Source organism: Pseudoalteromonas sp. P1-30 (genome assembly GCF_001400005.1).
GTDB lineage: Bacteria > Pseudomonadota > Gammaproteobacteria > Enterobacterales > Alteromonadaceae > Pseudoalteromonas > Pseudoalteromonas atlantica.
The window spans coordinates 1,001,998-1,026,680 of record NZ_LKBC01000002.1 but is presented as its reverse complement, the minus strand read 5'-3'; the positions used below and the strand labels follow the sequence as shown (position 1 = coordinate 1,026,680).

Below are 24,683 nucleotides of genomic sequence, written 5' to 3'. Positions count from 1 at the left end.
TGCTAATCCTTTTTCACTTCGCCGGTTTTTTTATTTATATGTAAATCAACGACGTGGCCGTCAGATTTGAGTATACGTACAGTATAAAATTTTGCTTGTTCTGTAATTTTTAAGGTTTTACCGTCAGTTTCTTCTTTTGCAAGTATTACGGCTTTCTTTTTGCTGATCTCAGTTTTTTTAACTGCTTTGGTAACAGTCGAACTTGCGTGTACGGCGCCACTGACGCTAATACAGGCAATTAAACCAAGGGTTAATAATACACGCATGACGGGAACTCCTAGATCAAACCCAGCTATTCTAATTAACTAAGCTACTAAAACTCAAGTAAAAACGTCCAATATGCGCTTTTACGTTCGCCAGCTTAATTAATTAGCAGTGAACCAACCCTGAATTAAATAACGTTTTAAATTCAGGGTGTTCGTTACGCTGGTAATACTTTTTTATATGGTTTTACAACGGTGTTTGCGTAAACGCCGGCTGCAACGTATGGATCAGAGGCTGCCCATTCACGTGCTTTTTCAAGTGAATCAAATTCTGCAATGACTAATGAACCTGTAAATCCAGCATCTTGCGGGTCTTCACTGTCGATTGCAGGCAGTGGGCCGGCAACAAATAAACGGTTTTGAGAGTCGAGTTCGCTTAAACGTGCTAAGTGGGCGGGACGGACTTCTTTTCTAAGCGGTAAGCTGTTTTCAACGTCGGTTGAATAAATCATGTACAACATAGTAATTCTCAAAAAATGTTAAGTTTAATAACGCAAATACTAGCACAACGTTGATAGTTGGTGAACAAATTACCGTTAAAGCTAGGTTTACAGTTATTAATTATTTTTAGTGTGTAATTGCTTGAAAAGCGCGGCACAACACTGGTAGAGTCGCTTGAATAACTTAAAAATAACAAGGTTAATACATGAGCAATAATAGAGAGCATTTTAGCTCCCGTCTTGGCTTTATACTGGCTGCAGCAGGTTCGGCAGTGGGTATTGGCAACTTAGTAGGTTTTCCTGTGTCGGCAACTAAAAATGGTGGTGGTGCATTTTTACTTGTATACGCTTTGTTTGTTGCTTTTATTTGTTTACCGGTAATGATGGCTGAAATGGCCATGGGTCGTAACGCGCAAAAAGATCCACTTGGTTCGTACAAAGCTCTGGCAAATAACGACAAAAAATGGAAGTTTGCAGGCTTTTTGGCTGTATTAACGCCGTTTATGATTGCCGTATTTTACATGGTTATTACCGTGTGGATTTTTGGTTACTTAAGCCAAACCGCGATGGGTAATTTAGATGCATTGGCAGATCCGAGCCATTTTGGCAGCTTTATAAATAGCTACACTGTTTTTGGCTACATGGCTGTGGTCGTTATTATTGTTAACCTTATTTTATTGGGTGGGGTTAAACAAGGCATAGAAAAAGCCGCTAAGTTTTTAATGCCGGCTTTATTTGTTATGTTGCTTGCCCTTGTAGCGTATGTATTAACGCTTGATAACGCCATGGCTGGTGTTAAATATTATGTTATTCCTGATTTTTCTAAAATGAGTGCCAGCGTGCTTAATGGTGCACTAAGCCAAGCGTTTTTCTCACTATCGCTAGGTATGGGTATTTTAATGACCTACGCCTCTTACATATCTAAAAAAGATGACATTGTTGGCAGTGCTAAAATGGTGGCTATTACCGACTCATTAGTGGCATTTGTTGCCGGTTTAATGGTGTTACCGGCTATATTTAGTTTTGATCCTAATACCGACCCAGCCGCACTTTCTGACTCGTCTGTATCGATGATATTTGTATACTTACCTAAAATTTTATTAGCTCTACAAAATGACATTGGTTACTTTGGCGCGTCTGCAGTGGCGTTTTCGTTCTTTTTATTAGTGTTTTTTGCAGCGATTACTTCGCTTGTATCAATTGTAGAAGTTCCTACAGCGACCCTTAGCGACCGCAAAGGGATCAGCCGTAAAAAAGCCTTAGGTATTTTAACGCTAGCCACCGGTGTATTAACTATATTATGTACTATGTCGTTTGGTATGGTTGATAGCTTAACGTCGTTTACTAGTTACGGCAGCGGTAATAAAAGCTTTTTTGATATTGTTTATGATGTATTTTACGACACTATATTGCCACTGAATGGTTTAATGGTGTGTTTATTTGTTATGTATCGCTGGAAAAAAGCGCGCCTAACAGATGAGCTAAGCCAAGGCTCACCAAATTACGCCGGTAGCTTTATGGAGAAATACGTTAACTTTTCGCTTTCTACGTTTATTCCGGTTATTTTATTAGCCATATTTATAAACACAGTAGCGACTAAGTTTTTTGCCTTTAAGTTATTTGGATTTTAGGCTATAAAAAAGTTGCCAAAAGCCGCGTATTAACGCGGCTTTTTTGTGTTTAGAATAGCGGCTTAGCTTGTTAGCTTATAGCTCCTGAGTCTAATGAACTGCCAATCCCCAGTGTAAACATCCACAATCCCCATAAGCTATGCTCAATTACACACACTATGGTTGAGCGGCTTTGCGCGTAGGTAAACGAAAATAATAGCCCGCCTAAAAATGCTAAGCCTACAGCCACCCAATTGGCATACACAATATGGGCAAGGGCAAACACCGTTGCGCTTACCACTATACGCACTCTTTTTTTTGGCATAATGCGTTTATAGCGATGAAAAAAGTAGGTCCTGAAAATTAGCTCTTGTGGTAATACCGACAGCAGCGGGTATAGAAGCAGCAAAAGTAACCAGTTATAAAATGAGTGCAGCGGCATGCTAAACCAGTTTTCTTGGTGAATAATGCCGTAAAACACCCCTGAAAAAAGCGCTCCTAAAAAAAAGAAACTAAATAAACGTCGCTTTACCGCAGAAAACTGCCCCAGGCTTGTGAGTCTAAATCGCTTAAAGTGAGGGTCGTTCAGTAATAACATGCAGCACACACTCATTAAAACAATCAGTGCGGGTATTAGCCAGTTAGCTAGGTAACTACGAAGGGTAAAGCCTATTAAAGGCAATAAAACAAATATTAGGGTAAATTCAAACCAGCGGTATTGATTGGCGTTCAAGGTCGTCTCTGATTGATTTTTTTTACACGCTATCAAGCAAAGACGACATTTTTATGACGAAGGTGTTTTACTTTGCGGGTTCTTCTTCATCAGGGAAGTATTTATACAAAGCAAAAATAGTGATCAAAATACTCACAAAAGTAATGGCCATTAAACCAAACACTTTAAAGTTAACCCAAAAATCGAGTGAGAAATTATACGCAATGTAAATATTCAGCACTGCAATACCTGCGGTAATGGCAACCCACATTAAGTTAAGCTTATTCCACACCGGCTCAGGTACTTCAATCGCCTGTTTAGAGTCGTTGGCGTTTTCGAGGATTGAGCTAAGGGCTTTTTTAACAAGATTTTTATTCAGCACGTAGCGGCTAATTAATAAGGTAAGGCTTAAGCCGGCGTAAATTAACGTGGCTTTCCATTTTATATACTGCTCATCGTGGAGTACTAAGGTTAATGTGCCAAACACCGCTGCAATAGCAAAAAATAGCCATTGGCGGGCAGGTACATGGCCGTGCTTAAAGTAGCTATACGCAACTTGAATAAGCGTAGTGACCATTAAAAGGCCTGTTGCCCAGTAAATATCAACTAATTTAAATACCGCAAAAAATAATATTAGCGGGATGTATTCAATCAATGCGTGCATATACTACCTAAATTATACAAAAAGAAGTCAGGGAAGTTTTTACCACATAACACTAGGCAACTACAAGGTTGACTTGTTGCCCTGTAAGCCTTAGCCTGCGTGGCTTTAATTATCCATCATCATATTCCCACGCTTAACCAACACTGATTAAGTGTGCATTTAGGAGCCTACAATGAACAAAGCACAACTTGTTGCCCAAATAGCAAAACGCAGTGAACTAACAAAAAAAGACACACAAGCAGCCCTTACTAGCTTACAAAAAGTAATTACTAAATCGTTATCTGAAGGCGACCAAGTGCAAATTAATGGATTTGGTACATTCGCTTTAAGCTACTACCCAGCGCGCACTGGCCGTAACCCACAAACAGGCGAAAGCATTGAAATAGAAGGCGCTAACAAGCCCGTATTTAAACCAGCCAAAGCATTAAAAGATCTCCTTTAAATAGCAACTTGCATTGACCGGTACCAGTGATCAGTACCAGCGACTAGTTCCTCCAACCAATACTTGTTAATAGCCTGGTTACCTTTTTAGGTTTAGTTAGCGCTATTAATCACAAAATGATAGTTCGGCGCACCCCGCTAATAGGGTGCGTCTAGAAAATAAATACCCAGCTTTTAGTTAATGCCTAACTACTTCATCTTATAAGCAAAGCTTGTGTGCTGGTTTTTAATACGCACTTTAATAAGCTATGTAGATTGTTCAAACCCTCTAAATGATTTACATAGCTTTGACAGCTTTAATTTATATTATCCATTATTTTCAATAGGTTAAATTTGGCATCGGTTATGCTTTTAATAGGGTGATTGAAACATTTTATTAAACGCAATAAGGAGATCTCTATGTCTACATTACAAACAAGCACTCGTTTACAAGGCAAAAAAATTGCTATTTTAGCCACCGATGGCTTTGAGCAAAGTGAGCTATTATCTCCACGTGATGCTTTACTTAATGCCGGCGCCGATATCGATATTGTGTCGGTAAAAGAGGGTGAAATCACCGGCTGGGATGAAGATAAATGGGGCGACAAAGTAAGCGTAGATAAACTTGTTACAAATGCCAGTGCCAGCGATTACGATGCACTAATGCTGCCAGGTGGCTTATTTAACCCAGATACGTTACGCCAAGATAAGCACGCAAAAGCGTTTATAGACGGCTTTTTTGGCGCCGAGAAAAACAAACCCGTTGCAGCTATTTGCCATGCCCCTTGGTTACTTGCCGAAATTAATAAATTACGCGACCGTACCGTTACATCATTCCCAAGCATTAAAAGTGATTTAATCAATGCTGGCGCAAACTGGGTTGATGAAGAGGTGAGTGTAGACCAAGGTTTAGTAACAAGCCGCAGCCCTGCAGATTTAGAAGCATTTAATGCAAAATTTATTGAAGAAATTTTAGAAGGTAAGCATCAAGCTCACTAAGTTTAGAGCTTAATAAAAAAGGGCATTTAAAATGCCCTTTTTTAATGTGTAAATTTTAAGCTTTTACAACACGGTGGCCGCTTTCATATCAGCTACAAACGCTTTTAACTGCGTTGTCATCGCGTCTAAATCATTTAGGTTGGCCTCAATAATTTTAACAACGGCTGAGCCTGAAATAGCACCAGCTGCACCGGCATTTAGGGCGGCTTTTACATCATCGGGAGTAGAAATACCAAAGCCTAATAAAGCAGGGGCTGCATGGTATTCTTTTAGCTTAGTTACTATGTTACCCGCTGGCATTTGCGCTTTAGTATCGGTGCCGGTAACACCCGCACGCGATAATAAATACGTGTAGCCACGGCCGTAAGATGCACATTGGCGCAGAGTATCGTCATCGGCATTGGGTGTGGCAATAAATATTGGGTCTACACCGTTTGCCATGGCTGCTTTTCTAAATATTTTAGATTCATGCAGTGGTACATCAGCAACTAAAATAGAGTCTACGCCCGCCGCTTTTGCATCTTTATAAAATGTTTCTAAACCGCGTTTAAACACAAGGTTTGAATACAATAATAAGCCAATTGGAATATCTGCATTGTAATCGCGTATTTCTTTAATAATATCAAAGCAATCTTGCGTGTTAATGTTTACATCGAGAGCACGAATATTCGCCGCTTGAATAACTGGGCCATCGGCGATTGGGTCCGAAAACGGGATACCTAGCTCCAGTGCATCCGCGCCACCATCAATTAAGCTTTTAATAATGGCAATACTTTGCTCTTTACCTGGGTCGCCAATGGTAACAAATGGCACAAATGCACCTTGTTTTTGCTCATTAAGTGCAGCAAAGGTTTTACCGTAACGATCTGTATTTAACTGGCTCATAGCTGACCTCCTTGTGATAAAACGCTGTGTACGTGGGTTAAATCTTTATCGCCACGGCCACTTAAGTTAACCACTAAAATGCTTTCTTCTGTTTGCTCTTCGGCGTATTTAAGCGCATAAGCAAGGGCATGGCTTGATTCAAGAGCTGGAATAATCCCTTCGTTTTTAGCCAGTGCTTGGAACGCGTCAAGGGCTTCTGTATCGGTAATACCCACATATTGAGCACGGCCTGTTTCGTGTAAAAACGCGTGCTGTGGTCCAACTGCTGGGTAATCAAGGCCGGCAGATACTGAGTATGACTCTTCAATTTGGCCATCGTCATTTTGCATAATGTACGTATAGGTACCGTGCAATATACCTTTTGTACCTTTACAAATTGTAGCGCCGTGCTCGTGGGTATCTAGGCCTTTACCTGCAGGCTCTACACCAATAAGTTTTACACTTGGCTCGTCAATAAAGTCAGTAAACATACCAATGGCATTAGAGCCACCGCCAACACAGGCTAGTACGGCATCCGGTAAGCGTCCTTCTGCTTTTAATACTTGTTGTTTAGCTTCTTCACCAATGATTTTTTGATACTCTCGTACAATTGTTGGGAATGGATGAGGACCCGCAGCGGTACCAAGTAAGTAGTGAGCGTCTTGGTAGTTTGCAGACCAGTCGCGTAGCGCTTCGTTTACCGCATCTTTTAATGTGCCAGAGCCGGCGGTTACCGGAATAACTTCTGCGCCCATTAATTTCATTCTAAATACATTAGGCTGTTGGCGCTCAACGTCTTTAGCACCCATATAAATGCGGCATTTTAAGCCAAGTAATGCACAGGCTAGGGCTGTTGCCACGCCATGTTGGCCCGCTCCAGTTTCGGCAATAACTTCTTTTTTACCCATACGTTTAGTTAGCAACGCTTGACCAAGTACTTGGTTGGTTTTGTGTGCGCCGCCGTGCAGTAAATCTTCACGTTTTAGGTAAAGTTTTACTTTAGGGTTTTTAATTAAATTACGCGTTAATGTAAGCGGCGTAGGGCGACCGGCATACTCGTTTAATAATTTTGTAAACTCAGCCTCAAACTCAGGGTCTTTTTGTGCTTTGTTAAATTCGTTCTCTAACTGCTTAAGCGCAGGGACAAGTAGCTCAGGTACAAACATACCGCCAAACTCGCCAAAATAAGCTGGATTTTGCATTATAACCTCAATAATTTCTGATGCTTGTAAAAGCATTTTGTAATTTGATAGGGCACTTTTTACCCGCAGATTCTTCAACGCCTGAATTTAAATCAAGGCCTAGGGCACCTTGAGAAAGCGCGTCTTTTATATTGTCTGGATTTAAGCCACCCGCTAGCATAAAGGGGGTTGTTGCGTCGCGCAGTACTGCCCAATCAAATGCTTTACCTGTACCACCGGCTTGTGTATCGCTGTGGGTATCATAAAGATGGCGGTCTACGCCCGTAGCTGGGGTTGGCAATGTATCTTTAATTGCCTGTGCTTTCCAAATTTCACAACCTTTAGGTAACTGTGTACGTAATGCGGCAATGTAATCGTCACTTTCTTGACCGTGTAATTGTACTGCGGCAAGTTTTAGTTCGTGCGCGTATTGTACCACTTGCTGCGGGCTTGCATTAACAAAAACACCGACAAATTTAAGTGGCGCACTTTGGCTCAGCTCAATCGCACAATCTAAATCAACATAACGAGGCGATTTAGGGTAAAAAATGAGTCCACCGTACACTGCGCCGTTGTTGTAAGCGGCCTGTACGTCTTGTGCTCGGGTTAAACCGCACACTTTGTTATCACCTAAAATCACTTTTTTGCAGGCTTGTTCTAAATCGCGCTCAGCCATTAAAGAACTGCCAATTAAAAAGCCATCACATAATGGCGCTAGGCGTTTAACATCTTGATGAGTGTAAATACCTGACTCTGAGATAACCACTTTATCTTGTGGGATGAGTTTACGTAGCTTTTCGGTGGTTGCTAAATCAGTGCTTAAATCGCGAAGGTCACGGTTATTAATACCAATAATTTGCGCATCGAGTGCAAGGGCACGGTGCACTTCTTCTTCGTTACTTACTTCGGTTAATACCGACATGTTAAGCGAGTCGGCAACTGCATGTAGCGCTTTATATTGTTCATCATCAAGCACTGAAAGCATTAGTAATATAGCATCGCCGCCATAAATACGTGCCATGTAAACTTGGTACTCATCAATAAAAAAGTCTTTACAAATAAGTGGTTGCTCTACTTGGCTACGTACAAACTCTAAATAATCAAAGCTACCTTGAAAGTATTTAGTATCTGTAAGTACGCTCATGCAGCTAGCATATTTTTTATAAACAGAGGTGATCTCGGTTAAATCAAACGGCTCTCTTATTAGTCCTTTTGAAGGAGATGCTTTTTTACATTCTAAAATAAACTGCGTCCCCGGCTTTGCTAACGCTTTATAAAAGCTGCGGCTGGTTGGCACTGCTAGGTGTTTAAAGCTCTCTAGTGGGCGCGCGGCTTTACGCTCTATTAGCTCTTGTTTTTTATCAGCAACAATTTTGTCTAATACATTAGCCATGACTTACCTCAATAATTGCATTTAATGTGTTCATGGCTTTGCCTGAACTTAGTAATGTTTGTACCTGTTGTGCGCCTTCTTTTAATGACTGTACTTTACCGCTTAGGTATAAAAGTGCAGCCACATTGACCACGATTGCAGCATTGTGCGCATCACTGCCTTTACCTTGTAAAATAGCAAGGCTTGCATTTGCGTTATATTGTGGGCCTTCACCGGCTAGTTGTTCAAGTGAATAGTTTGCAAGGTCAAAGTCGCTTGGGTTTAATGTGTACTGCGTTATTTCGCCATTGTTTAGCTCAACTACGTTAGTTGGGCCGTGCAGGGCTATTTCGTCAGTGCCAGAACCATGCACTATCATCGCGCGCTTAGTGCCTAATGTTTTAAGTGTTTGCGCCATTGGCATACATAAAGACTCATCGTAAACACCCAGTAATTGCACGTGTGGTGCAGCAGGGTTAGCAAGCGGGCCTAAAATATTAAAAATGGTACGTGTTTTAAGCGCAGTACGTACGCCCATCGCGTGGCGTACACCACTGTGATAATGCGGTGCAAACAAAAAGGTAAAATGGGTTTTCTCAAGGCAATGTGCAGCCTGTGCTGGACTCATATCAATATTAATGCCCAGCGCTTTTAATAAATCAGCAGAGCCCGAATTACTCGATACACTGCGATTACCATGTTTTACCATATTAATACCCGCGGCAGCTGCAACAATAGCCGCGGTAGTACTAATATTAATCGTGTTTGAGCCATCGCCCCCGGTGCCGCAGCTATCGGCAAGTTGCGTGCTAGCGGTTGTAAAGGCAACGGCGTTTTCTCGCATTGACGCTGCAGCGCCGGCAATTTCATCGCTTACTTCGCCTTTTATTTTAAGGCTGATTAGCAATGCAGTGAGCTCTATTTCGCTCATGTTACCTTGCATTATTTGGTTAAATAATGCGTTTGATTGGGCATAGTTTAACGACTTGCCTTGAATAAGTTGCTCAATAGCGTATTGAACATTTATGGTCTCTTGTGCTTGGGTACTCATAATGTCCTCTATTAGTTGGTGCGCGTTAAGTACGCAACACTTTGTTGAAGTAGCATTGCACCATTTGGCGTAAGTATTGACTCAGGATGAAATTGATAACCTAACGCTTTATCGTCGTGGTGATATATGGCCATAGGAATATCGTCAAATTGTGCAATTACCTCAATATTTTCAGGTACCTTGGTTGCCATTAATGAATGGTAACGGGCTACGGGCATGGTGTTGCCCATTCCTTCAAACACCGGATGCGGGTTTAAATTAATGATTGATGACTTACCATGTACGGTTTCGCCAGCGTGGCCGATTACTCCGCCATAACTTTGTGTAAGTGCTTGTTGCCCTAGACAAATGCCCAGCATGGGGAAGTGGCCTTTAGCCAGTTCGATTAATTCCATTAAGCAACCTGCATCACTGGGTGCACCAGGTCCTGGCGAAAGCACTAATAATACTTGCCCAGGCTCTTGACGCATTTTATTAAAAATAACCTCTGCACGTATGTTATTTCTGTATACCACAAGCTCACAGCCCAGCATGGTTAGTTCATCAACAAGGTTGTAGCTAAACGAATCAAAGTTATCTAAAAAGTATATTTTCATTGGGTTTGCTGTGCTCATTTTATACCGCCTCATAAGTCGATTTTATGGCGGTGATCACCGCTTGGGCTTTAGCGCGGGTTTCGTTAGCTTCGGCTTGCGGATCAGAATCGTAAACGACACCTGCACCTGCTTGCACATACGCGGTATTATTTTTAACAAACGCTGAGCGAATAACGATGCAGCTATCCATTGCACCATCGCCTGTTAAATAGCCTACTGCGCCACCGTAGCTGCCACGGCGTTTGCCTTCGGTTTGGCGTACAAGTTCGGCAGCGCGTACTTTAGGAGCGCCTACCAGCGTGCCCATGTTCATACACGCTTGGTAAGCGTGTAGTGCATCAAGCTCAGGCTTTAATGTGCCCACCACGCGAGAAACCAAGTGCATTACTTGCGAGTAGCGGTCTACTTTTAATAGCTCTTTTGCATGGCGCGTGCCGGCTACACTAATGCGTGCCACATCGTTACGAGCTAAATCAACCAGCATTAAATGCTCGGCACGCTCTTTTTGATCGTTTCTTAGTTCAAGCTCAATACGGCTGTCTAAATCTGGGTTGATTGCGCCATTGGCAAATTTTCCACGTGGGCGAGTACCGGCAATAGGGTAAACTTCAACTTGTTTGCTTTGCACTTCGTATTTAAGTGCAGACTCAGGTGAGGCGCCAAATAAAGCAAATTCTTCATCGCGCATATAAAACATATAAGGGCTTGGGTTTTGCTTTTTAAGCTGGCTATATGCGTGCAACGAATCAGGGCAGGGCAGTGAAAACGTACGCGAAGGCACAACCTGAAAAATATCACCATCAACGATGTTCTTTTTAAGCTTAACCACTTGCTCGCAGTAAGTTTCATCGCTTATATCAACACTTACATCGCAGATGCCTGTTTGCATAGGCGCACTAAACTCTTCTGCTTTATCGCATAAGGCATTTAATCGTTCTAGCTCTTTACCTACCTCAAAACAATTAGCGTGTACGTCTGGGCCATTAAACACATTACCAATAAGCTCGGTGGTTTGTTTTTGATGGTCGATAACCACTAAGGTTTCGGCTAAGTAAAATACGTAGTCTGGGCAGGTGTTTTCGCCATCGGGTACGTCGCTTAGCTGCTCAAAATTAGCCACCATGTCGTAGGCAAATACACCGCCTAAAAATACCGAAAACGGGTTTTCGGTGGTGCTTTTGATACTGTTTATACAGGTGCGTAGTGCGCTAAATGCATTATCGGCAACCAGTTTACTTGCCTCGTCAATGTCATTAGAGCCGCCTTTATAAACAAGAGTTAGGCTTGTGTCGGTTAAGGTTGCATCGCAGCTTTGTACATTGGCTCTTAAATATGGCAGTAACTGTTTACCGTTATTAGATTGTGCGCTTACCGTGACGGTTTTACCTTGGCAAACAATGCGCAGTGCGCAGTCAACTAAAATTAAGCTTTTAACACTGTCTTTAGAATCAATTTCGGCTGATTCAAGCAGTAGCGAATTAGGCTTATCAAGTGCTGCATAAAGTGCAAGTGGGCTACTAATGTAGTCGCGCACTTGCGTTATGCTAGTAACTTCGCCTGGTGTGGTAGTTATATGACTAAAAATCAAACCTCATTCCCTCAAAAAATAAAACCCCGCAATGCTTTTGCAATGCGGGGTTTGAATAACGATATCTAAATTACAAACAGATCATTACCGTCCCGCTATATCAGGCGCCACCACCAACGATGTGTAAGAGTAAGACCGTTATTCATGTTTTTTTGCCTCAAAATAAAAAATTAAATACGTAAAATTTAGTTATAAAAAAACCCGCATAGTTGCGGGTTTTGAATATTTGCTAGACACGACAATTCATCACCCAAAAATTATGAGTGCCACCACCAAATAGTGTGTTGAATTGAATTGATCATTTTTATTAATTCTTAATGTGTCTTAAAGTGGCTACAGTAAAACGTATTTAGCGCTTTTGTGTCAAGTGTTTATTTAAAACAATTTAGTCAAAAAAGTTGTTATACTTATATAAACATCTATTACCCTTAAATTTAAGCAGTTTTCTTTTGATAAAATACGATTTACACAGCCATACAACGCATTCAGACGGACATTTAACAGTTGAGCAATTATTAAACCGCGCCGTAGAAAAAAACATTGATGTGTTTGCGATAACCGATCACGACACTGTGGCTGCTATTACGCCGGCAAAAGCGTTTATCGAAACAGAAAACCTACCGCTTAAGCTTATATCTGGCGTAGAAATTTCTACCAAGTGGGAAAGCTTTGAAATACATATTGTTGGGCTAAATATTGATATAAACAACAATGCCCTTACATCATTGTTATCGGCGCAACAGCAAAAGCGTGATGAACGCGCCATTGAAATTGGCAAAAGGCTGGCAAAAAACGGTTTTGATGGCATTTACGAACAAGCCAAGGCGCTGGCAGAAAACGCCCAAATTACCCGTGCACATTTTGCGCGTGCATTGATTGAAAGAGGCGTTGCTAAAAATTTTCCTGGGGTATTTAAAAAATACTTAGGGCGCAGTAAAACAGGTTATGTTCCTAGTAATTGGTGTGATATGCAAACAGCCATTAGCGCCATTCATGCTGCGGGCGGGGTTGCAGTACTTGCACATCCAGGGCGTTATCAAATGTCTAATAAATGGTTACGTAAGTTACTTGTGCAATACAAAAGTGACGGGGGCGATGCCATGGAAGTTGCGCAGCCGCAACAAGCGCCTACTGAACGCCAATTTTTAGGGCAATTGAGCCAAGAGTACGGTTTACTGTGCTCGCAAGGTTCTGACTTTCATTTTCCAACTAGTTATTTAGAGCTAGGTAAAAACTTATACTTACCCAAAGACTGCCAAGGGGTTTGGCAAGTGTGGGAAGGGCAAGAAGGAGCATTATCATGAGTCAATTAATTCATATTCACCCAGCAAACCCACAGCCACGACTTATTAGCCAAGCGGTTGATATTATTAAACAGGGCGGGGTTGTTGTATACCCAACAGATTCGGGCTACGCAATAGGGTGTAACCTCGGTAATAAGCAAGCAAAAGAGCGCATTGAGCGTATTCGTGGAATAGAAAAACACCATAACTTTACGCTGGTATGTCGTGATTTATCTGAGCTGGCAACTTATGCCCGTGTAGATAACCAAATGTTTAGGCTTATTAAAAATAATACGCCAGGGCCATACACCTTTATTTTTAAAGGCACAAAAGAGGTGCCAAAACGTTTATTAAACGATAAGAAAAAAACCATTGGTATGCGCGTTATAGAGCATCCAATTGCATGTGCATTACTTGCAGAGCTTGGGGAGCCGTTAATGTCGTGTTCGTTAATTTTACCTGGAGAAGAGTTTACAGAATCAGATCCAGATGAAATTTTAACGCGTTTAGATAAACACGTAGATTTAATTATTGACGGCGGACACCTTGCAGAGCAAGCAACCACGGTTATTGATCTATCAGAAGATGATATTCATATTTTGCGTGTAGGGTGTGGCGACACCCGCCCGTTTGAGTAACCTGTGTGAGTGATACAACACCGGGCGTTGAAAATACTCAAAGTGAGCCAGTGCAGCAAAAGCTGCCACTGGCTTTTTTGCATGGCAAAGCCGTTGTAGATAAACCTGAAGATTTATACATTCCGCCCGATGCACTTGAAATTATTTTGGAAACCTTTGAAGGACCGCTTGATTTACTGCTGTATTTAATAAAAAAGCACAAGTTAGATGTGCTCGAACTCTCTATTTTTAGCATTACTGAGCAATATGTCAGTTATGTAGAAATGATGAGTGAGTTTCAGTTAGAGCTTGCCGGTGAGTACTTAGTAATGGCAGCGTTATTGGCGCAAATAAAATCGCGTCTGTTATTGCCTGTGCACGAGGAGCTCGAAGAAGAGGAAGACCCCCGCGCAGAACTGATCAAGCGTTTACAAGAATACGAGCAGTTTAAAAAAGCAGCCGAAAATATAGATGCCATCCCCCGTGTAGGCCGTGATATTTTTGTCGCACATGCAACTATGCCGGTTATTGAAAATACCGCTCAAAACCTGCCAGAGCTTGAGTTAAAAGATTTGATGTTAGCTCTGAGCGACGTGATGGCGCGTGCCAAAACAATTGAGCATCACCAAGTGACAGCAGAAATCCTCTCTACCCGTGAGCGGATGAGCCAAATTTTAGCCCAGCTGAGTAACGCAAAAAAAGCGCTGCCGTTTAGCGATTTATTCCCCCTTAGTGAAGGGCGAAGCGGTGTAGTGGTTAGCTTTATTGCTATGCTTGAGCTTATAAAAGAAGGCTTAATTAGCTGTTTGCAAGTCTCACCTGATAGCCTAATTTACATAAACCTTACCGACACGCCAAATAGCTAATTAGTAAAACTGTAGCTCAAGTTGTATGTGCGTATATGCACAGATGCTGTTTGTATACGCTATTTTAGTTTTTCTTCACCCTCTATATTCTTAAATTATCGAATTTAGAGGAACCCACATGTTTAAAAATACGCCCACATCTTATGGTCTTATTGCCATTATTTTACACTGGTTGATGGCTTTTACCGTGTTTGGTTTATTTGGCTTGGGCTTATACATGGTTGAGCTAACCTATTATGACAGCTGGTATAAAGGTTCACTGGATTTACATAAAAGTATAGGTATAACGCTCGCCGCAGTGCTTATTTTTAGAATTTTGTGGCGTGTATTCAGCCCCAAACCTCGCCCCCTTAGTCAAAATAAAACAGTAAACCACATTGCACATACCGCGCATATTGTTATGTACCTAATTTTAGCAGTCATTGTAGTGGCGGGTTATTTGATTTCTACCGCCGATGGCAGAGCAATCGCTGTTTTTTCAATATTTAATGTACCTGCTTTGGATTATAACTTTGATGGACAAGCCGATATTGCCGGAAAAATTCATTACTACGGTGCGTGTACATTAATTGGCTTGGCTGTTTTGCATGCACTGGGAGCATTAAAGCACCACTTTATTGATAAAGATAAAACCTTAACAAGAATGATCAAACCAAAGGAATACTAACATGAAAAAACGACTAGTAAGTGCAGCTCTATCGGGTGTAATGATGTTATCGGCCACTGCAAATGCAGCAGATTATGTAATTGATACGCAAGGGGCGCATGCATTTGTTACCTTTAAAATTAAGCATTTAGGCTACAGCTGGCTGCACGGGCGATTTAACCGTTTTGATGGCAGCTTCAGTTACGACGCTAAAGCGCAAACTGGGTCTAATATTTTAGTAAATATAGATACAGCAAGTTTAGACTCTAACCATGCTGAGCGTGATAAACACTTACGCGGTAAAGACTTTTTAAATGTGGATAAATACCCAACAGCAACATTTAAAAGCACCAATGTGAAATTTACCGATGATGATACAGCCACAGTAACGGGTGACTTTACTTTACATGGCGTAACTAAACGCATTACGTTTGAAATGGATAAAGTAGGTGAAGGGCAAGACCCTTGGGGTGGCTACCGTGCTGGTTTTGAGGGCGAAACCAGTTTAAGACTAACCGATTACGGCATTGATTATAATTTAGGCCCAGCGTCTACCCATGTTGATATTGGGCTGTCTATTGAAGGTGTGCGTAAATAATAAAGCGTAGATTAAATTAAAACGCCACTTTAGTTAGTGGCGTTTTTGTTTTTTGTAGCGTGAATTCTTGATTCTAATAAGGGTTTTAAATGTGGGGGTAACCAGCGTAACATTACTTGATGGTATTGCTCGGTTTGCTTAATTTTTTTTAATTGCTCATCTAATAGTTGAATATTTTTAGCACCTTGCTCATTTTTAGTGCAGCCAATGTAGCCATAACTTAGCGGTGGCGCTTCAACAATCGCTCGCTGAGTTAGGTTCTCTTCAAAGTACATAGATTTAGCTAAATAATGGTGCTCACTTGGGTAACCTAATAAAATATCTAAGCGCTTTAAATTAAGCATATAGGTAAGGCTGGCTAAACTATTTCGCGTTGGGCGAATAACAATATCAACATCGGGGGTGTTATTTATTACGCTGTCGAGTTGCTCGCCGTATGAGCGGTTCATAGACACACCTAAGGTAAGCTTTTTCTCTGCCAATAAATCATACAAAGACACCGCCTCCTCATTAGGCACTTCAAGCGAGCTTGCCAAGCCTTTATGCATAGCAACAGAAGGTGAAAGGCCCGTGGTTGAGTTTTGCTCACTAAAGTGAATAAACTTTTCTCTAAATGCATTTTTATAAAGGGATAGGGCACAATGTGTGGCCGATTTATTGGCTAGTTCTTGCGTAACTTTGCCAGAGGGGATAACAAGGCGATTAAACGTGATGTGCTCAAGTTCTTGCTCAAGTAAGGATATAACGCTTTCATCACGCCCCTGGTGTTGGTATTTTCCATTTAAAATGTAATAGGGCGCAAAGTCGTGCGTTAGCCAGTTAATCGTGTGGGCGTAACTGACTGAAGAAATGCTTAAATATAAGGTGATACACAAAAATGCACGGAGCATTACTACAACTACCTAAAACAATGAAAGTATCGCTATTGTAGTCAATTAAGTGCAACAAAGTAAAATGCCAGCTACAAAGCTGGCACATTTTATTAACATTAACTGCTTAAGCAGTTAATTGCTCACAATGATTAGTTGGCTTTTAACCATTTTACAAATTCGCGCGCTTCGCTTGCTTTTTGAAACATTGCGTTTTTCAAACCTTGTGTATCACTAAAAATAACACGTTGTTTGTTTACAGAAATTGATTGCACCGGATGGGCAATTTGGATCATAGATCCATTGTATTTATAAGACATAATAAAACTCACTTTATTCTTGTTATTTACTCTGCGCTATTTTTTATAGCCAAATGCAGTTAATAAATTAACGATGTTGTGTTTAGCTTCATTACAGTGTTGACGATCTTTATGACACTTTTGCGATGATATTAAAAAAATCATCAAGGTATTAATAGGGGTTCTCGCCGTACAATAACTTAGCTTTAAAATATACGTTTTGCGGGGCTTACTGGATCAGGGTAAAAAGGTTAACCGCGGTGGTTTTTTAAGACCAGAGAAGAAAGGTAACCTAAATAAAAAATGTGTGCAAGCTATTTATTTAAAAATTATTTATACTTAATTTTATCAACTGCTTAAACGCATGGATTTTAACCTTAAAAAGGTATGTATGAATTACATAATAGTCAGCGATATTTATGGTTTAACAGCACCTTTAGTGAGGTTGTTAGATATTATGTAAGCCAATACAGAGGTTATAGACCCCTACAAAGGAGAACTGCAACCCCTTGATAGTGAAAAGTATTATTATAATAAATTTATAAATTACTGTGGCCATGACAATTACGTAGCTAAGCTCTTAAATGTATTTAATAACCTTACAGAGCCAACAGCCTGTATAGGGTTTAGTGCAGGCGCAAGTGCCGCGTGGCGCGCACAGTTATTAACAGGCAATCCACACCTAAAAAAGCTGATTGGCTTTTACCCTTCACAAATTAGAAATCATTTAAATATTGCGGCAAAAGTACCTTGTACGTTTATTTTTCCACATACCGAAGTGCATTTTAATGTAGATGAAGTGATAAGTGCTTTAGCCAGTAAAAGCCAAGTTACGTGTAACAAAACACCGTTTTTACATGGTTTTATGAATGCTTACTCTACTAATTACAATGTAAAAGCATATGATGAGTATTGCGCACTTATTAAAAGTACTTAAAGTGTATTTAACTGCGTTTTAGTAATAACAGGAAAGTCGGTACGCGTATTATATTGCGCGTACAAGGTAGTAAAAATACTACTGCGTTAGAGCTTATCTAACTCTTTTATGAGCGTTTTAGCACTTGTGCGTGCAGCTCTGCAGCATAGTTGGTATTGTTTTATTATAGCGGCAACGCTTTTACCTTGTTTGTGAAGGGCTAAATCGGCTTCTACAAAAAATGCTGCCCCTGTCCAATAAACCCGCTGTTGTGCACGTTGCTTCCACATATCACTTGAAAGCGTATTAAGTGGCTGTTGCTTTGTTTTAGTTTGTAAGCGTGCTCGCTCAAACCCTGCGTTTAGGCGCTGAACAAATTGCGCTTGGCTAATTACACCGCTGTTGCGCATTATTACGTTTTGCATGTAACTGGCAAACCCCTCGCTTAACCAAAAGCCAGAGTAAGGCAGTAGTGGTAAATATAAATGTGAAAGCTCATGGTAAAGCGTCCAATCTTTTGTAAATGCATTTAAACTTGCGTAGCGGTCAATATGCAGCTCTAATCCGTCGGGGTTATTTCGTTTTACGCTAGCCCATGGTACGGGTTCAAAAGCAAAATATTGTGGCTTTAAATAAATAGGGAGGGTGCTTTGTTGCAATGGCCCTAAAGTATTTTGTGTTTTTTTAAGGCTTTGATTTACCCATGTAGCTACCGTTTTTTGACCCTTAGTAGTCAGTGCGTCTAAATTATGAATAACCACATCAACAGCTGAGGCTTTTAAAGAGCACATTAATAGCAATAACAGCCAAAATAACTTCATTTATACCTCCTAAATACGCGCTTAATACTAGACCCACTATTTACGTAATTAAGCACACGTAATTCGTTATTTTTTTAACTAATATCAATTATAAAAAGCAAATTGCATACATGCTCAATCAGGCATGATTTAATTAGATAACACTATTTTTAGTATAGGTATTAACCATGGCTTATCAGCATATTAAAATCCCTGAATACGGACAAAATATTACTATTGATGCTAAAGGCCAATGGCATGTGCCTGTAAACCCTATTATTGCTTATATTAATGGTGACGGGGTTGGGCAAGAGGTCACACCTGCTATGCAGCATGTGGTGAATAATGCCATTGCACACTGTTATGCAAAGGAGCGAGAAATTCACTGGATGCAAGTATATAACGGCGAGCAAGCAGCAAAGTTATATGATGGCGATTGGTTCCCAGAGGAGACGATTAACGCAGTACGTGCGTGTAAAATAGCAATTAAAGGGCCCCTAACTACACCTCTTGGCGGCGGTTTTCGCTCATTAAATGTGGCGCTAAGACACGAAATGGATTTATTTGTAAATATGCGCACTGTTAAAGGGTTAAGTGCGTTGCCATCGCCGTTAAAAAATCCATTTTTAACTAACATAACAGTGCTGCGTGATAGCAGCGAAGATGTATATTCAGGAATAGAGTGGCAAGCGGGCAGCGTAGAGAGCGAGAAAATGCTCGACTTTTTATGTGAAGAAATGGGAGTAACGCGCCTAAGGTTTTCTCAAGAGTGTGGCATAGGTATAAAAAATATATCTAAAGAAGGCTCTGAGCGCCTAGTACGCTATGCAATTAATTACGCTCTTAAAAATAACAGTGAATCGTTAACGCTTGTGCATAAAGGAAATGTACTTAAATTTACCGATGGTGCCTTTAAACGTTGGGGGTTTGCTTTAGCCCAAAATGAGTTTAACGCTACCCCACACGAAAACGGACGCTGGCTTGAAATAGCACGCGCTAATAAATCGCCTTTAATTATTAAAGAAGTGATAGCCGATAACATGCTGCAACAATGTTTAATGAACCCAGAGCAATTTGATGTGGTAGCAACCACAAACCAAAATGGCGACTTTTTAGCAGATATGCTCAGCGCACAAGTTGGCGGAGTGGGCATTATGCCGGCTGCTAATTTAAATAACGATGTGGCATTTTTTGAGCCAACTCATGGCACGTTTGAGAGAATAGCAGGGCAAAACAAAGCAAATCCAAGCAGCAGTATTTTAAGTGCCGTTTTAATGCTTAAGTTTATGGGCTGGGATGAGGCAGCAACGCTGATTGAAAAAGCGCTCGAACAAGCACTCAAAAGCGGTAATGTAACCTTTGATTTAGCGCAAAATAGTAATAACTCGACAACCCTAAGCTGCAGTGACTTTGCACAAAAGGTTATCGAGTATTTTTAAGCAACTCCATTATTAGGCCGCTGTGGCTGTTTTTGCCTTGTGTACACATGGGTGATTAGTAAGCTGTGCAGCGCGGTGGTAAATATCGTGTGCATTAGGTTCATCGCACTGAGTACCGCTAAGTGTATCCATTAATGCAACTACAATAATAGCCGGTACTTGGCAGCAGTATTCATCAAGTACGGCCTCGGTTGTTTGTGCATCTACATGGCAAAGCGGGTGGTTTTTACGCTGGTACGCATGCAGTAGCGTATCTACTTCTAAAATGTCATTGGGCTGGTGCTTTGTTTTACGGCATTTACAACCAAATTCATCAACCAAGGTAGCAAGTGCTTGGTATGTCTCAGCGGCATTGGTTTTAGTGCATAACTGCTGGGTAATAAACTGATGTAAATTGGCATCAATAAATAACCCGTCTTGTTGTGTGAAGCTTGATGTTGTCATAATCATTACTCTTAGTTTGTTGGCTTAACTTCACTTTAGCGCTAAGTGTATTATTAATGAAATTGTTGTTTTCAATAACTGACATTGATTTTATCAATAGTAAATAACAACTAGCCAAAAAGTACTTTAACCCCACTTAGCATGCGTAATTAAAGTGGTGCAAAAACCTATAAAAATGCACAAAACTGGGACACACTAAATAATAATTAAAATTATAATTTAATTAGGTGTTTGATTTTAAGGGTTTTTTATTTTTGTGGTGGATTGGCATCAAGGTTGCTAAATATAAAGGGTAGGGTTCACTCCTATTTCTACGATTTCAAAAGCGCCATGGTATTTTCCCAAAGTTGAATATCATGGCGCTTTTTTATTTGAGCATTCATTTTATTTAACTGCAGTAATATTAAATTTTAATAAAGTAGAGAATGGTTCTCAAAATAGCGCTGACAATAAGCTGCACAATACCTATACCGCCATACATAACACTCCTCGCAATTATTGATGCACTATCCATTTGTATAAATTTGTTTCTTTAATAATGCTTTAAGTGACAACCGACATAGCTAGCTTTTCTATACCATGTGACGGTGTCCATCTTTTAAACTCTACAAAGCCATGCTTTTTATATAAATTTATTGCAGGAGTATTAGCAACCGCAGTCTCAACTCTTGCATAAGATAAATCACTCATTTCTAAAACATAATTTATTAGCTTACTTGCGATACCTTTTTTAAAATAACTAGGGTCAACAGTTAAGCTGCATATATCTAAACACTGGCTGTTTGTATCTACTTCAATAACCGCTGTTAAACATTCATTTTCGGTGAAGCCATAAAAGGTTGTTTCTGACTTTTTAATATCTTCAGTATTACGTGCCAAAGGAGGAAAGTTAAGTGCCTCTATCAAACCAGCTTCGATAGCATAGGACTTTTGAAAGACAGTAAAAATTATATTTGCTATCTCGGTATTCTTATTATTAAGTTTGTCGATCATTGTATTCTTCTGCAAAAAGTTAAGCGAAAACATTATGCCAATTTTTGAAAACGCTAGCGCCTGATGAGCTGGGAATAACAAACTACCTATCAGCAATTGTTTTAGCAAACTCAAGCAACTCACGGCGTAACCACTGGTGTGCGGGAGCATGCTGAAGCAGCGGGCTCCATATCATTTTTACCTCAATAGGAACTATTTGAAACGGTACTGGGCTAATGACTAAATCGGTATGTGTGGTTAATAATTTAGCCTGCCTGCGCGGTAAAGTAGCAATAAGTTGCTCTGATTGGCATAGCAAACTTGCAATCATGTAGTGGCGTGTAAACACCCGTATTTTACGCGTTTGTTCTAGCTGCCAAAGTGCTTCATCTACCCAACCTAGTTTTTGCTTGCCTGATTTATTGGTAACGGCGGCTTCTGGCCCCCAGCCAGCACGGTTTACCCAAATATGTTCTTTTTGCAGATAATCTTCAAGGCTTGAATGCTGTAAAAAGGTATTTTTAGGGTGGGTTAAGCAGCAGTAATTATCGCGCCAAACACTGGCTTGATGAAACGAGCGAGGCAAGCCATTAAAACGGTTTATGGCTAAATCAATAGTGCCTTTTTCCATATCTTGTAGGTTTACATCGCTTGGACTAAGTACATCAAAATTAACCCCTGGGTTTTTAGTTAACTGCTCAGTAATAAAGGGGGCAATTAAGGTCGACTCCATGTAGTCGTTTGCCATTATTCTAAAAGTCACCTCTGCCGTTGCCGGGTTAAATTGCTCACTGGGCTGAGTAATCGCCTCTGCCATTTTTAAAAGAGACTCTATTTCAGGCTTTAAGCTAAGTGCTTTGCTGGTGGGGGTCATAGAGCCTGCGGCACGCACAAGTAGTGGGTCGTCAAATAAGTCACGTAATCGTTTGAGTGCGTTACTCATGGCTGGTTGTGTTAGTGCGAGTTTATTAGCTGCTTTTGAAACACTTTTTTCATCAATGAGCACATTTAAGTACACTAATAAGTTGAGATCGACGTTACGTATATTCATATGATCAATTTTATTTATATGCTTTATTAATTACCTAAATTAAAGCCTGCTTGCTAAGGTGTAAACAATTAATAAAAAATAACCGCTATAAGTGGTAAAAATAAAAGTGTTGTAACCATGTCAAAATCGTTAACTAATCAAACCAATAATGCGCTACAGCAAGTTATTGCTACTAAGTTGGCCCGCGCTGTTTTTGCAGGCTTTGAAGCAATGTTTGCGCAGTTTTTAAATATTACCCTAGGTGCGCAAAGCCGGTTTGAACAACAAAAATATCACGATGTGCAAACTGCCATGCGCGAACGCTTACAAGTGTACGAACGTGAAGTAAAAAATGTCAGTGAAGCTGTGAGAGTTATTGCTTACGCTGAACTGACATGTTCGCAAACATGGCAACTAGCTAAAAATCTATACGGCGATATGGTGCAAAATCATGAAAACAAACCCATAGCACATACCTTTTTTAATTCTACCTTTGGTGCAATTTGGGACGATAAAAAAATTCGTACCGTACATTTGTTTGTATTAAAAGCAAAATACAGAAGCGAGCCGCGTTCGTATGAAAACTTAGTAAGCAGAATATCGTTTAAAGATGGGTTTAACCATGCTGTAAAAACGCTCATTACCCGCCAAGCATTTAGAGTGCCTTTTAGTCATTTAGACGCCGATTTACAGGCATTGCAAACAACGTTAATGGCCGGTGCAAAGCAACAATGCAAACAAGTGTATGAGCTTATAAATTTAAACGACGGGTTTATAGAATACGCAAATTCATTATTTTTTAGAAACAAAGCCTGTTACTTAATAGGGCGCTGTATTGCTAAAAATGGCGATAATATGCCTTTTGCTATCGCCATATTAAATACTAATAAAGGGTTAAAGCTTGATGCCGTAATGATGGGCGCCGATCAGTTAAGTTTACTGTTTGGTTTTGCTCGTACCTATTTTATGGTTGATACCGATCAACCCGCGCGCTATGTAGATTACTTAAGCGTGCTGATGCCACATAAAAAACGCTTTGAGTTATTTAACGCCATTGGCTTTATTAAGCACGCTAAAACAGAGTTTTATCGTTACAAAGTTGATACCACTAAAAATAGCCCTACTAATTTTAAATACGTGACAGCCCCAGGTACTCCCGGCATGGTTATGCTGGTATTTACCATTGAAGGGCTAGACTACGTTTATAAAGTAATAAAAGATAAATTTAGTGCACCAAAAACAGCCACCAAAGCGCAAGTAAAAGCCAAGTACAACTTTGTAAAGCAAGCCGACCGCGTAGGACGCTTAGTAGATACACACGAATTTAGGTATTTAGCGTTCGACCTCAGCCGCTTTAGCGACGAGTTACTTAAGCAAATGAAGGCACAAATTGGCAGCAGCATGGTTATATCGGGTAAGGCGCTTATTTTAAAGCATGTGTATGTTGAGCGAAAAATGACGCCGCTTAATTTATACATTAATCACTGCTCTAACAAAGCATTACAACAGGTTATGACCGACTACGGTAAAGCGATTAAAGACTTAGCCGGTGCTAATATATTCCCAGGCGATATGCTAATGAAAAACTTTGGTGTAACCCGTTGGGGGCGCGTTGTTTTTTACGACTTTGATGAAATTTGCCCATTAACTGATTGTCACTTTAGAGATGTACCTAGTGCACAAAACGACCAGGAGGAGCTAAGCGCCAACAGTTATTTTGATATAGCAGAAAACGATATTTTCCCCAGTCAGTTTAAGGTGTTTTTTAGCGCAAACGAAACGGCATTTAACTATTTTAACTGCGAACATAACGATCTGTTTTTAGCTGATTTTTGGCAAGCTTGCCAACAACAAATTAAATCAGGCTTTTTACCTGACGTATACCCGTATAAACAAAGCTGGCGGTTTAAATAAAAATAACTAACCCCATGTCTAGCTAGGGCCTGTTTATCTTTCGAGGTTAAATTTGCAGCCGTCTGTTTGGTAATTAGGCAAGGCAGAGCCTATGTAGTGTGGTTGTTCCCCATAAATAGGCGATAACGTAGCATAAATGCCAAACAGGCGCTGCCCGAAGGGTTTCTGCCTAGGGGCCATTTACTCTTTGTTGCCTACATGGATGTAGGTAAGGGGCGTGAGCAGGACGC

26 protein-coding genes are annotated in these 24,683 nt (G+C 40.5%); 10 read left to right on the top strand and 16 right to left on the bottom strand.

All coding sequences use genetic code 11. From position 1 onward, the window contains the following. Window positions 1-2 precede the first annotated feature (2 nt). Both AN395_RS08090 and AN395_RS08085 read right to left on the bottom strand, forming a co-directional pair. A complete protein-coding gene (locus AN395_RS08090; protein ID WP_024033445.1) occupies window positions 3-266 on the bottom strand; it encodes a PepSY domain-containing protein in 264 nt (87 codons plus the stop codon). Between the two features lie 155 nt (window positions 267-421). Further along, a complete protein-coding gene (locus AN395_RS08085; RefSeq protein ID WP_054982640.1) occupies window positions 422-724 on the bottom strand; it encodes a YciI family protein in 303 nt (100 codons plus the stop codon). A 185-nt stretch (window positions 725-909) separates the two neighbouring features. Here AN395_RS08085 and AN395_RS08080 point away from each other — a divergent pair, with 185 nt between their 5' ends. After that, window positions 910-2,334, top strand: coding sequence for a sodium-dependent transporter (locus AN395_RS08080; RefSeq protein WP_054982639.1), 1,425 nt, complete (start codon window positions 910-912; stop codon window positions 2,332-2,334). 70 nt (window positions 2,335-2,404) lie between these two features. Here the strand turns inward: AN395_RS08080 and AN395_RS08075 are convergent, their stop codons facing one another. Further along, window positions 2,405-3,046: a CPBP family intramembrane glutamic endopeptidase gene (locus AN395_RS08075; RefSeq protein WP_024033448.1), complete on the bottom strand. Its 642-nt coding sequence runs from the start codon at window positions 3,044-3,046 to the stop codon at window positions 2,405-2,407. 67 nt (window positions 3,047-3,113) lie between these two features. Then, a complete protein-coding gene (locus tag AN395_RS08070; RefSeq protein WP_004586799.1) occupies window positions 3,114-3,689 on the bottom strand; it encodes an inner membrane-spanning protein YciB in 576 nt (191 codons plus the stop codon). Between the two features lie 172 nt (window positions 3,690-3,861). Here AN395_RS08070 and AN395_RS08065 point away from each other — a divergent pair, with 172 nt between their 5' ends. Then, window positions 3,862-4,131: an HU family DNA-binding protein gene (locus AN395_RS08065; protein ID WP_004586798.1), complete on the top strand. Its 270-nt coding sequence runs from the start codon at window positions 3,862-3,864 to the stop codon at window positions 4,129-4,131. A 398-nt stretch (window positions 4,132-4,529) separates the two neighbouring features. Continuing rightward, complete coding sequence (locus tag AN395_RS08060; protein ID WP_004586797.1) at window positions 4,530-5,108, top strand: type 1 glutamine amidotransferase domain-containing protein; 579 nt, start codon at window positions 4,530-4,532, stop codon at window positions 5,106-5,108. Window positions 5,109-5,171: 63 nt separating this feature from the next. Here the strand turns inward: AN395_RS08060 and trpA are convergent, their stop codons facing one another. From trpA to AN395_RS08030, 6 genes are read right to left on the bottom strand one after another with little or no spacing between them, the layout of a single operon-like run. Further along, window positions 5,172-5,993 carry a tryptophan synthase subunit alpha gene (gene trpA / locus AN395_RS08055; protein ID WP_054982638.1) on the bottom strand — a complete coding sequence of 274 codons (822 nt, stop codon included), beginning with the start codon at window positions 5,991-5,993 and terminating at the stop codon, window positions 5,172-5,174. Continuing rightward, window positions 5,990-7,174 (bottom strand): tryptophan synthase subunit beta, encoded by a 1,185-nt coding sequence (gene trpB, locus AN395_RS08050; protein WP_054982687.1) that lies wholly within the window; start codon window positions 7,172-7,174, stop codon window positions 5,990-5,992. The genes trpA and trpB overlap by 4 nt, the downstream gene beginning before the upstream one ends. A 7-nt stretch (window positions 7,175-7,181) precedes the next feature. Beyond that, entirely contained in the window at window positions 7,182-8,546 is a 1,365-nt protein-coding gene (gene trpCF / locus AN395_RS08045) for a bifunctional indole-3-glycerol-phosphate synthase TrpC/phosphoribosylanthranilate isomerase TrpF (RefSeq protein ID WP_054982637.1), read from the bottom strand. Further along, the gene (gene trpD / locus AN395_RS08040; RefSeq protein WP_054982636.1) at window positions 8,539-9,576 is read right to left on the bottom strand and encodes an anthranilate phosphoribosyltransferase; all 1,038 of its coding nucleotides are present in this window, start codon (window positions 9,574-9,576) and stop codon (window positions 8,539-8,541) included. Before trpD ends, trpCF begins: the two co-directional genes overlap by 8 nt. Window positions 9,577-9,587: 11 nt before the next feature. After that, the gene (locus tag AN395_RS08035) at window positions 9,588-10,190 is read right to left on the bottom strand and encodes an aminodeoxychorismate/anthranilate synthase component II (protein ID WP_054982635.1); all 603 of its coding nucleotides are present in this window, start codon (window positions 10,188-10,190) and stop codon (window positions 9,588-9,590) included. 1 nt (window position 10,191) lies between these two features. After that, window positions 10,192-11,760: an anthranilate synthase component 1 gene (locus tag AN395_RS08030; protein WP_054982634.1), complete on the bottom strand. Its 1,569-nt coding sequence runs from the start codon at window positions 11,758-11,760 to the stop codon at window positions 10,192-10,194. A gap of 449 nt (window positions 11,761-12,209) precedes the next feature. Between AN395_RS08030 and rnm the strand changes: the two genes are divergently transcribed. The 5 genes from rnm (at window position 12,210) to AN395_RS08005 (ending at window position 15,770) form a co-directional block, all read left to right on the top strand. Next, complete coding sequence (gene rnm, locus AN395_RS08025; protein WP_004586790.1) at window positions 12,210-13,064, top strand: RNase RNM; 855 nt, start codon at window positions 12,210-12,212, stop codon at window positions 13,062-13,064. Then, window positions 13,061-13,681: an L-threonylcarbamoyladenylate synthase gene (locus AN395_RS08020; RefSeq protein ID WP_054982633.1), complete on the top strand. Its 621-nt coding sequence runs from the start codon at window positions 13,061-13,063 to the stop codon at window positions 13,679-13,681. Before rnm ends, AN395_RS08020 begins: the two co-directional genes overlap by 4 nt. Window positions 13,682-13,686: 5 nt before the next feature. After that, a complete protein-coding gene (locus tag AN395_RS08015) occupies window positions 13,687-14,526 on the top strand; it encodes a ScpA family protein (protein WP_054982632.1) in 840 nt (279 codons plus the stop codon). Window positions 14,527-14,644: 118 nt separating this feature from the next. Continuing rightward, on the top strand, window positions 14,645-15,193 hold the full coding sequence (locus AN395_RS08010; RefSeq protein ID WP_054982631.1) for a cytochrome b: 549 nt from the start codon (window positions 14,645-14,647) through the stop codon (window positions 15,191-15,193). Window position 15,194: 1 nt separating this feature from the next. After that, a complete protein-coding gene (locus tag AN395_RS08005) occupies window positions 15,195-15,770 on the top strand; it encodes a YceI family protein (RefSeq protein ID WP_054982630.1) in 576 nt (191 codons plus the stop codon). A gap of 29 nt (window positions 15,771-15,799) precedes the next feature. Here AN395_RS08005 and AN395_RS08000 read toward each other — a convergent pair whose 3' ends face one another. The 3 genes from AN395_RS08000 to AN395_RS07990 form a co-directional block, all read right to left on the bottom strand. Continuing rightward, window positions 15,800-16,660 (bottom strand): transporter substrate-binding domain-containing protein, encoded by an 861-nt coding sequence (locus tag AN395_RS08000; RefSeq protein ID WP_054982629.1) that lies wholly within the window; start codon window positions 16,658-16,660, stop codon window positions 15,800-15,802. A gap of 131 nt (window positions 16,661-16,791) precedes the next feature. After that, window positions 16,792-16,959: a hypothetical protein gene (locus AN395_RS19515; protein WP_024033460.1), complete on the bottom strand. Its 168-nt coding sequence runs from the start codon at window positions 16,957-16,959 to the stop codon at window positions 16,792-16,794. A 1,002-nt stretch (window positions 16,960-17,961) separates the two neighbouring features. Next, complete coding sequence (locus AN395_RS07990; RefSeq protein WP_235576557.1) at window positions 17,962-18,675, bottom strand: hypothetical protein; 714 nt, start codon at window positions 18,673-18,675, stop codon at window positions 17,962-17,964. Between the two features lie 167 nt (window positions 18,676-18,842). Here AN395_RS07990 and icd point away from each other — a divergent pair, with 167 nt between their 5' ends. Then, on the top strand, window positions 18,843-20,093 hold the full coding sequence (gene icd / locus AN395_RS07985; protein ID WP_054982628.1) for an NADP-dependent isocitrate dehydrogenase: 1,251 nt from the start codon (window positions 18,843-18,845) through the stop codon (window positions 20,091-20,093). Between the two features lie 12 nt (window positions 20,094-20,105). Here icd and AN395_RS07980 read toward each other — a convergent pair whose 3' ends face one another. From AN395_RS07980 to AN395_RS07970, 3 genes are all read right to left on the bottom strand, one after another. After that, complete coding sequence (locus tag AN395_RS07980; protein WP_054982627.1) at window positions 20,106-20,537, bottom strand: hypothetical protein; 432 nt, start codon at window positions 20,535-20,537, stop codon at window positions 20,106-20,108. Window positions 20,538-21,080: 543 nt separating this feature from the next. Continuing rightward, window positions 21,081-21,530, bottom strand: coding sequence for an N-acetyltransferase (locus AN395_RS07975; RefSeq protein ID WP_054982686.1), 450 nt, complete (start codon window positions 21,528-21,530; stop codon window positions 21,081-21,083). 82 nt (window positions 21,531-21,612) lie between these two features. Next, entirely contained in the window at window positions 21,613-22,560 is a 948-nt protein-coding gene (locus AN395_RS07970) for a LysR family transcriptional regulator (protein ID WP_054982626.1), read from the bottom strand. 117 nt (window positions 22,561-22,677) lie between these two features. Here AN395_RS07970 and aceK point away from each other — a divergent pair, with 117 nt between their 5' ends. Next, the gene (gene aceK / locus AN395_RS07965; RefSeq protein ID WP_054982625.1) at window positions 22,678-24,453 is read left to right on the top strand and encodes a bifunctional isocitrate dehydrogenase kinase/phosphatase; all 1,776 of its coding nucleotides are present in this window, start codon (window positions 22,678-22,680) and stop codon (window positions 24,451-24,453) included. Window positions 24,454-24,683: the final 230 nt, after the last annotated feature.

Bases quoted from the DNA above. Each gene is read 5' to 3' on its own strand.
- AN395_RS08090 (WP_024033445.1), bottom strand. From the start codon at position 266: ATGCGTGTATTATTAACCCTTGGTTTAATTGCCTGTATTAGCGTCAGT.
- AN395_RS08085 (WP_054982640.1), bottom strand. From the start codon at position 724: ATGTTGTACATGATTTATTCAACCGACGTTGAAAACAGCTTACCGCTT.
- AN395_RS08080 (WP_054982639.1), top strand. From the start codon at position 910: ATGAGCAATAATAGAGAGCATTTTAGCTCCCGTCTTGGCTTTATACTG.
- AN395_RS08070 (WP_004586799.1), bottom strand. From the start codon at position 3,689: ATGCACGCATTGATTGAATACATCCCGCTAATATTATTTTTTGCGGTA.
- AN395_RS08065 (WP_004586798.1), top strand. From the start codon at position 3,862: ATGAACAAAGCACAACTTGTTGCCCAAATAGCAAAACGCAGTGAACTA.
- AN395_RS08060 (WP_004586797.1), top strand. From the start codon at position 4,530: ATGTCTACATTACAAACAAGCACTCGTTTACAAGGCAAAAAAATTGCT.
- trpA (WP_054982638.1), bottom strand. From the start codon at position 5,993: ATGAGCCAGTTAAATACAGATCGTTACGGTAAAACCTTTGCTGCACTT.
- trpB (WP_054982687.1), bottom strand. From the start codon at position 7,174: ATGCAAAATCCAGCTTATTTTGGCGAGTTTGGCGGTATGTTTGTACCT.
- trpCF (WP_054982637.1), bottom strand. From the start codon at position 8,546: ATGGCTAATGTATTAGACAAAATTGTTGCTGATAAAAAACAAGAGCTA.
- trpD (WP_054982636.1), bottom strand. From the start codon at position 9,576: ATGAGTACCCAAGCACAAGAGACCATAAATGTTCAATACGCTATTGAG.
- AN395_RS08035 (WP_054982635.1), bottom strand. From the start codon at position 10,190: ATGAGCACAGCAAACCCAATGAAAATATACTTTTTAGATAACTTTGAT.
- AN395_RS08020 (WP_054982633.1), top strand. From the start codon at position 13,061: ATGAGTCAATTAATTCATATTCACCCAGCAAACCCACAGCCACGACTT.
- AN395_RS08010 (WP_054982631.1), top strand. From the start codon at position 14,645: ATGTTTAAAAATACGCCCACATCTTATGGTCTTATTGCCATTATTTTA.
- AN395_RS08005 (WP_054982630.1), top strand. From the start codon at position 15,195: ATGAAAAAACGACTAGTAAGTGCAGCTCTATCGGGTGTAATGATGTTA.
- AN395_RS08000 (WP_054982629.1), bottom strand. From the start codon at position 16,660: ATGCTCCGTGCATTTTTGTGTATCACCTTATATTTAAGCATTTCTTCA.
- AN395_RS19515 (WP_024033460.1), bottom strand. From the start codon at position 16,959: ATGTCTTATAAATACAATGGATCTATGATCCAAATTGCCCATCCGGTG.
- AN395_RS07990 (WP_235576557.1), bottom strand. From the start codon at position 18,675: ATGAAGTTATTTTGGCTGTTATTGCTATTAATGTGCTCTTTAAAAGCC.
- icd (WP_054982628.1), top strand. From the start codon at position 18,843: ATGGCTTATCAGCATATTAAAATCCCTGAATACGGACAAAATATTACT.
- AN395_RS07980 (WP_054982627.1), bottom strand. From the start codon at position 20,537: ATGACAACATCAAGCTTCACACAACAAGACGGGTTATTTATTGATGCC.
- AN395_RS07975 (WP_054982686.1), bottom strand. From the start codon at position 21,530: ATGATCGACAAACTTAATAATAAGAATACCGAGATAGCAAATATAATT.
- AN395_RS07970 (WP_054982626.1), bottom strand. From the start codon at position 22,560: ATGAATATACGTAACGTCGATCTCAACTTATTAGTGTACTTAAATGTG.
- aceK (WP_054982625.1), top strand. From the start codon at position 22,678: ATGTCAAAATCGTTAACTAATCAAACCAATAATGCGCTACAGCAAGTT.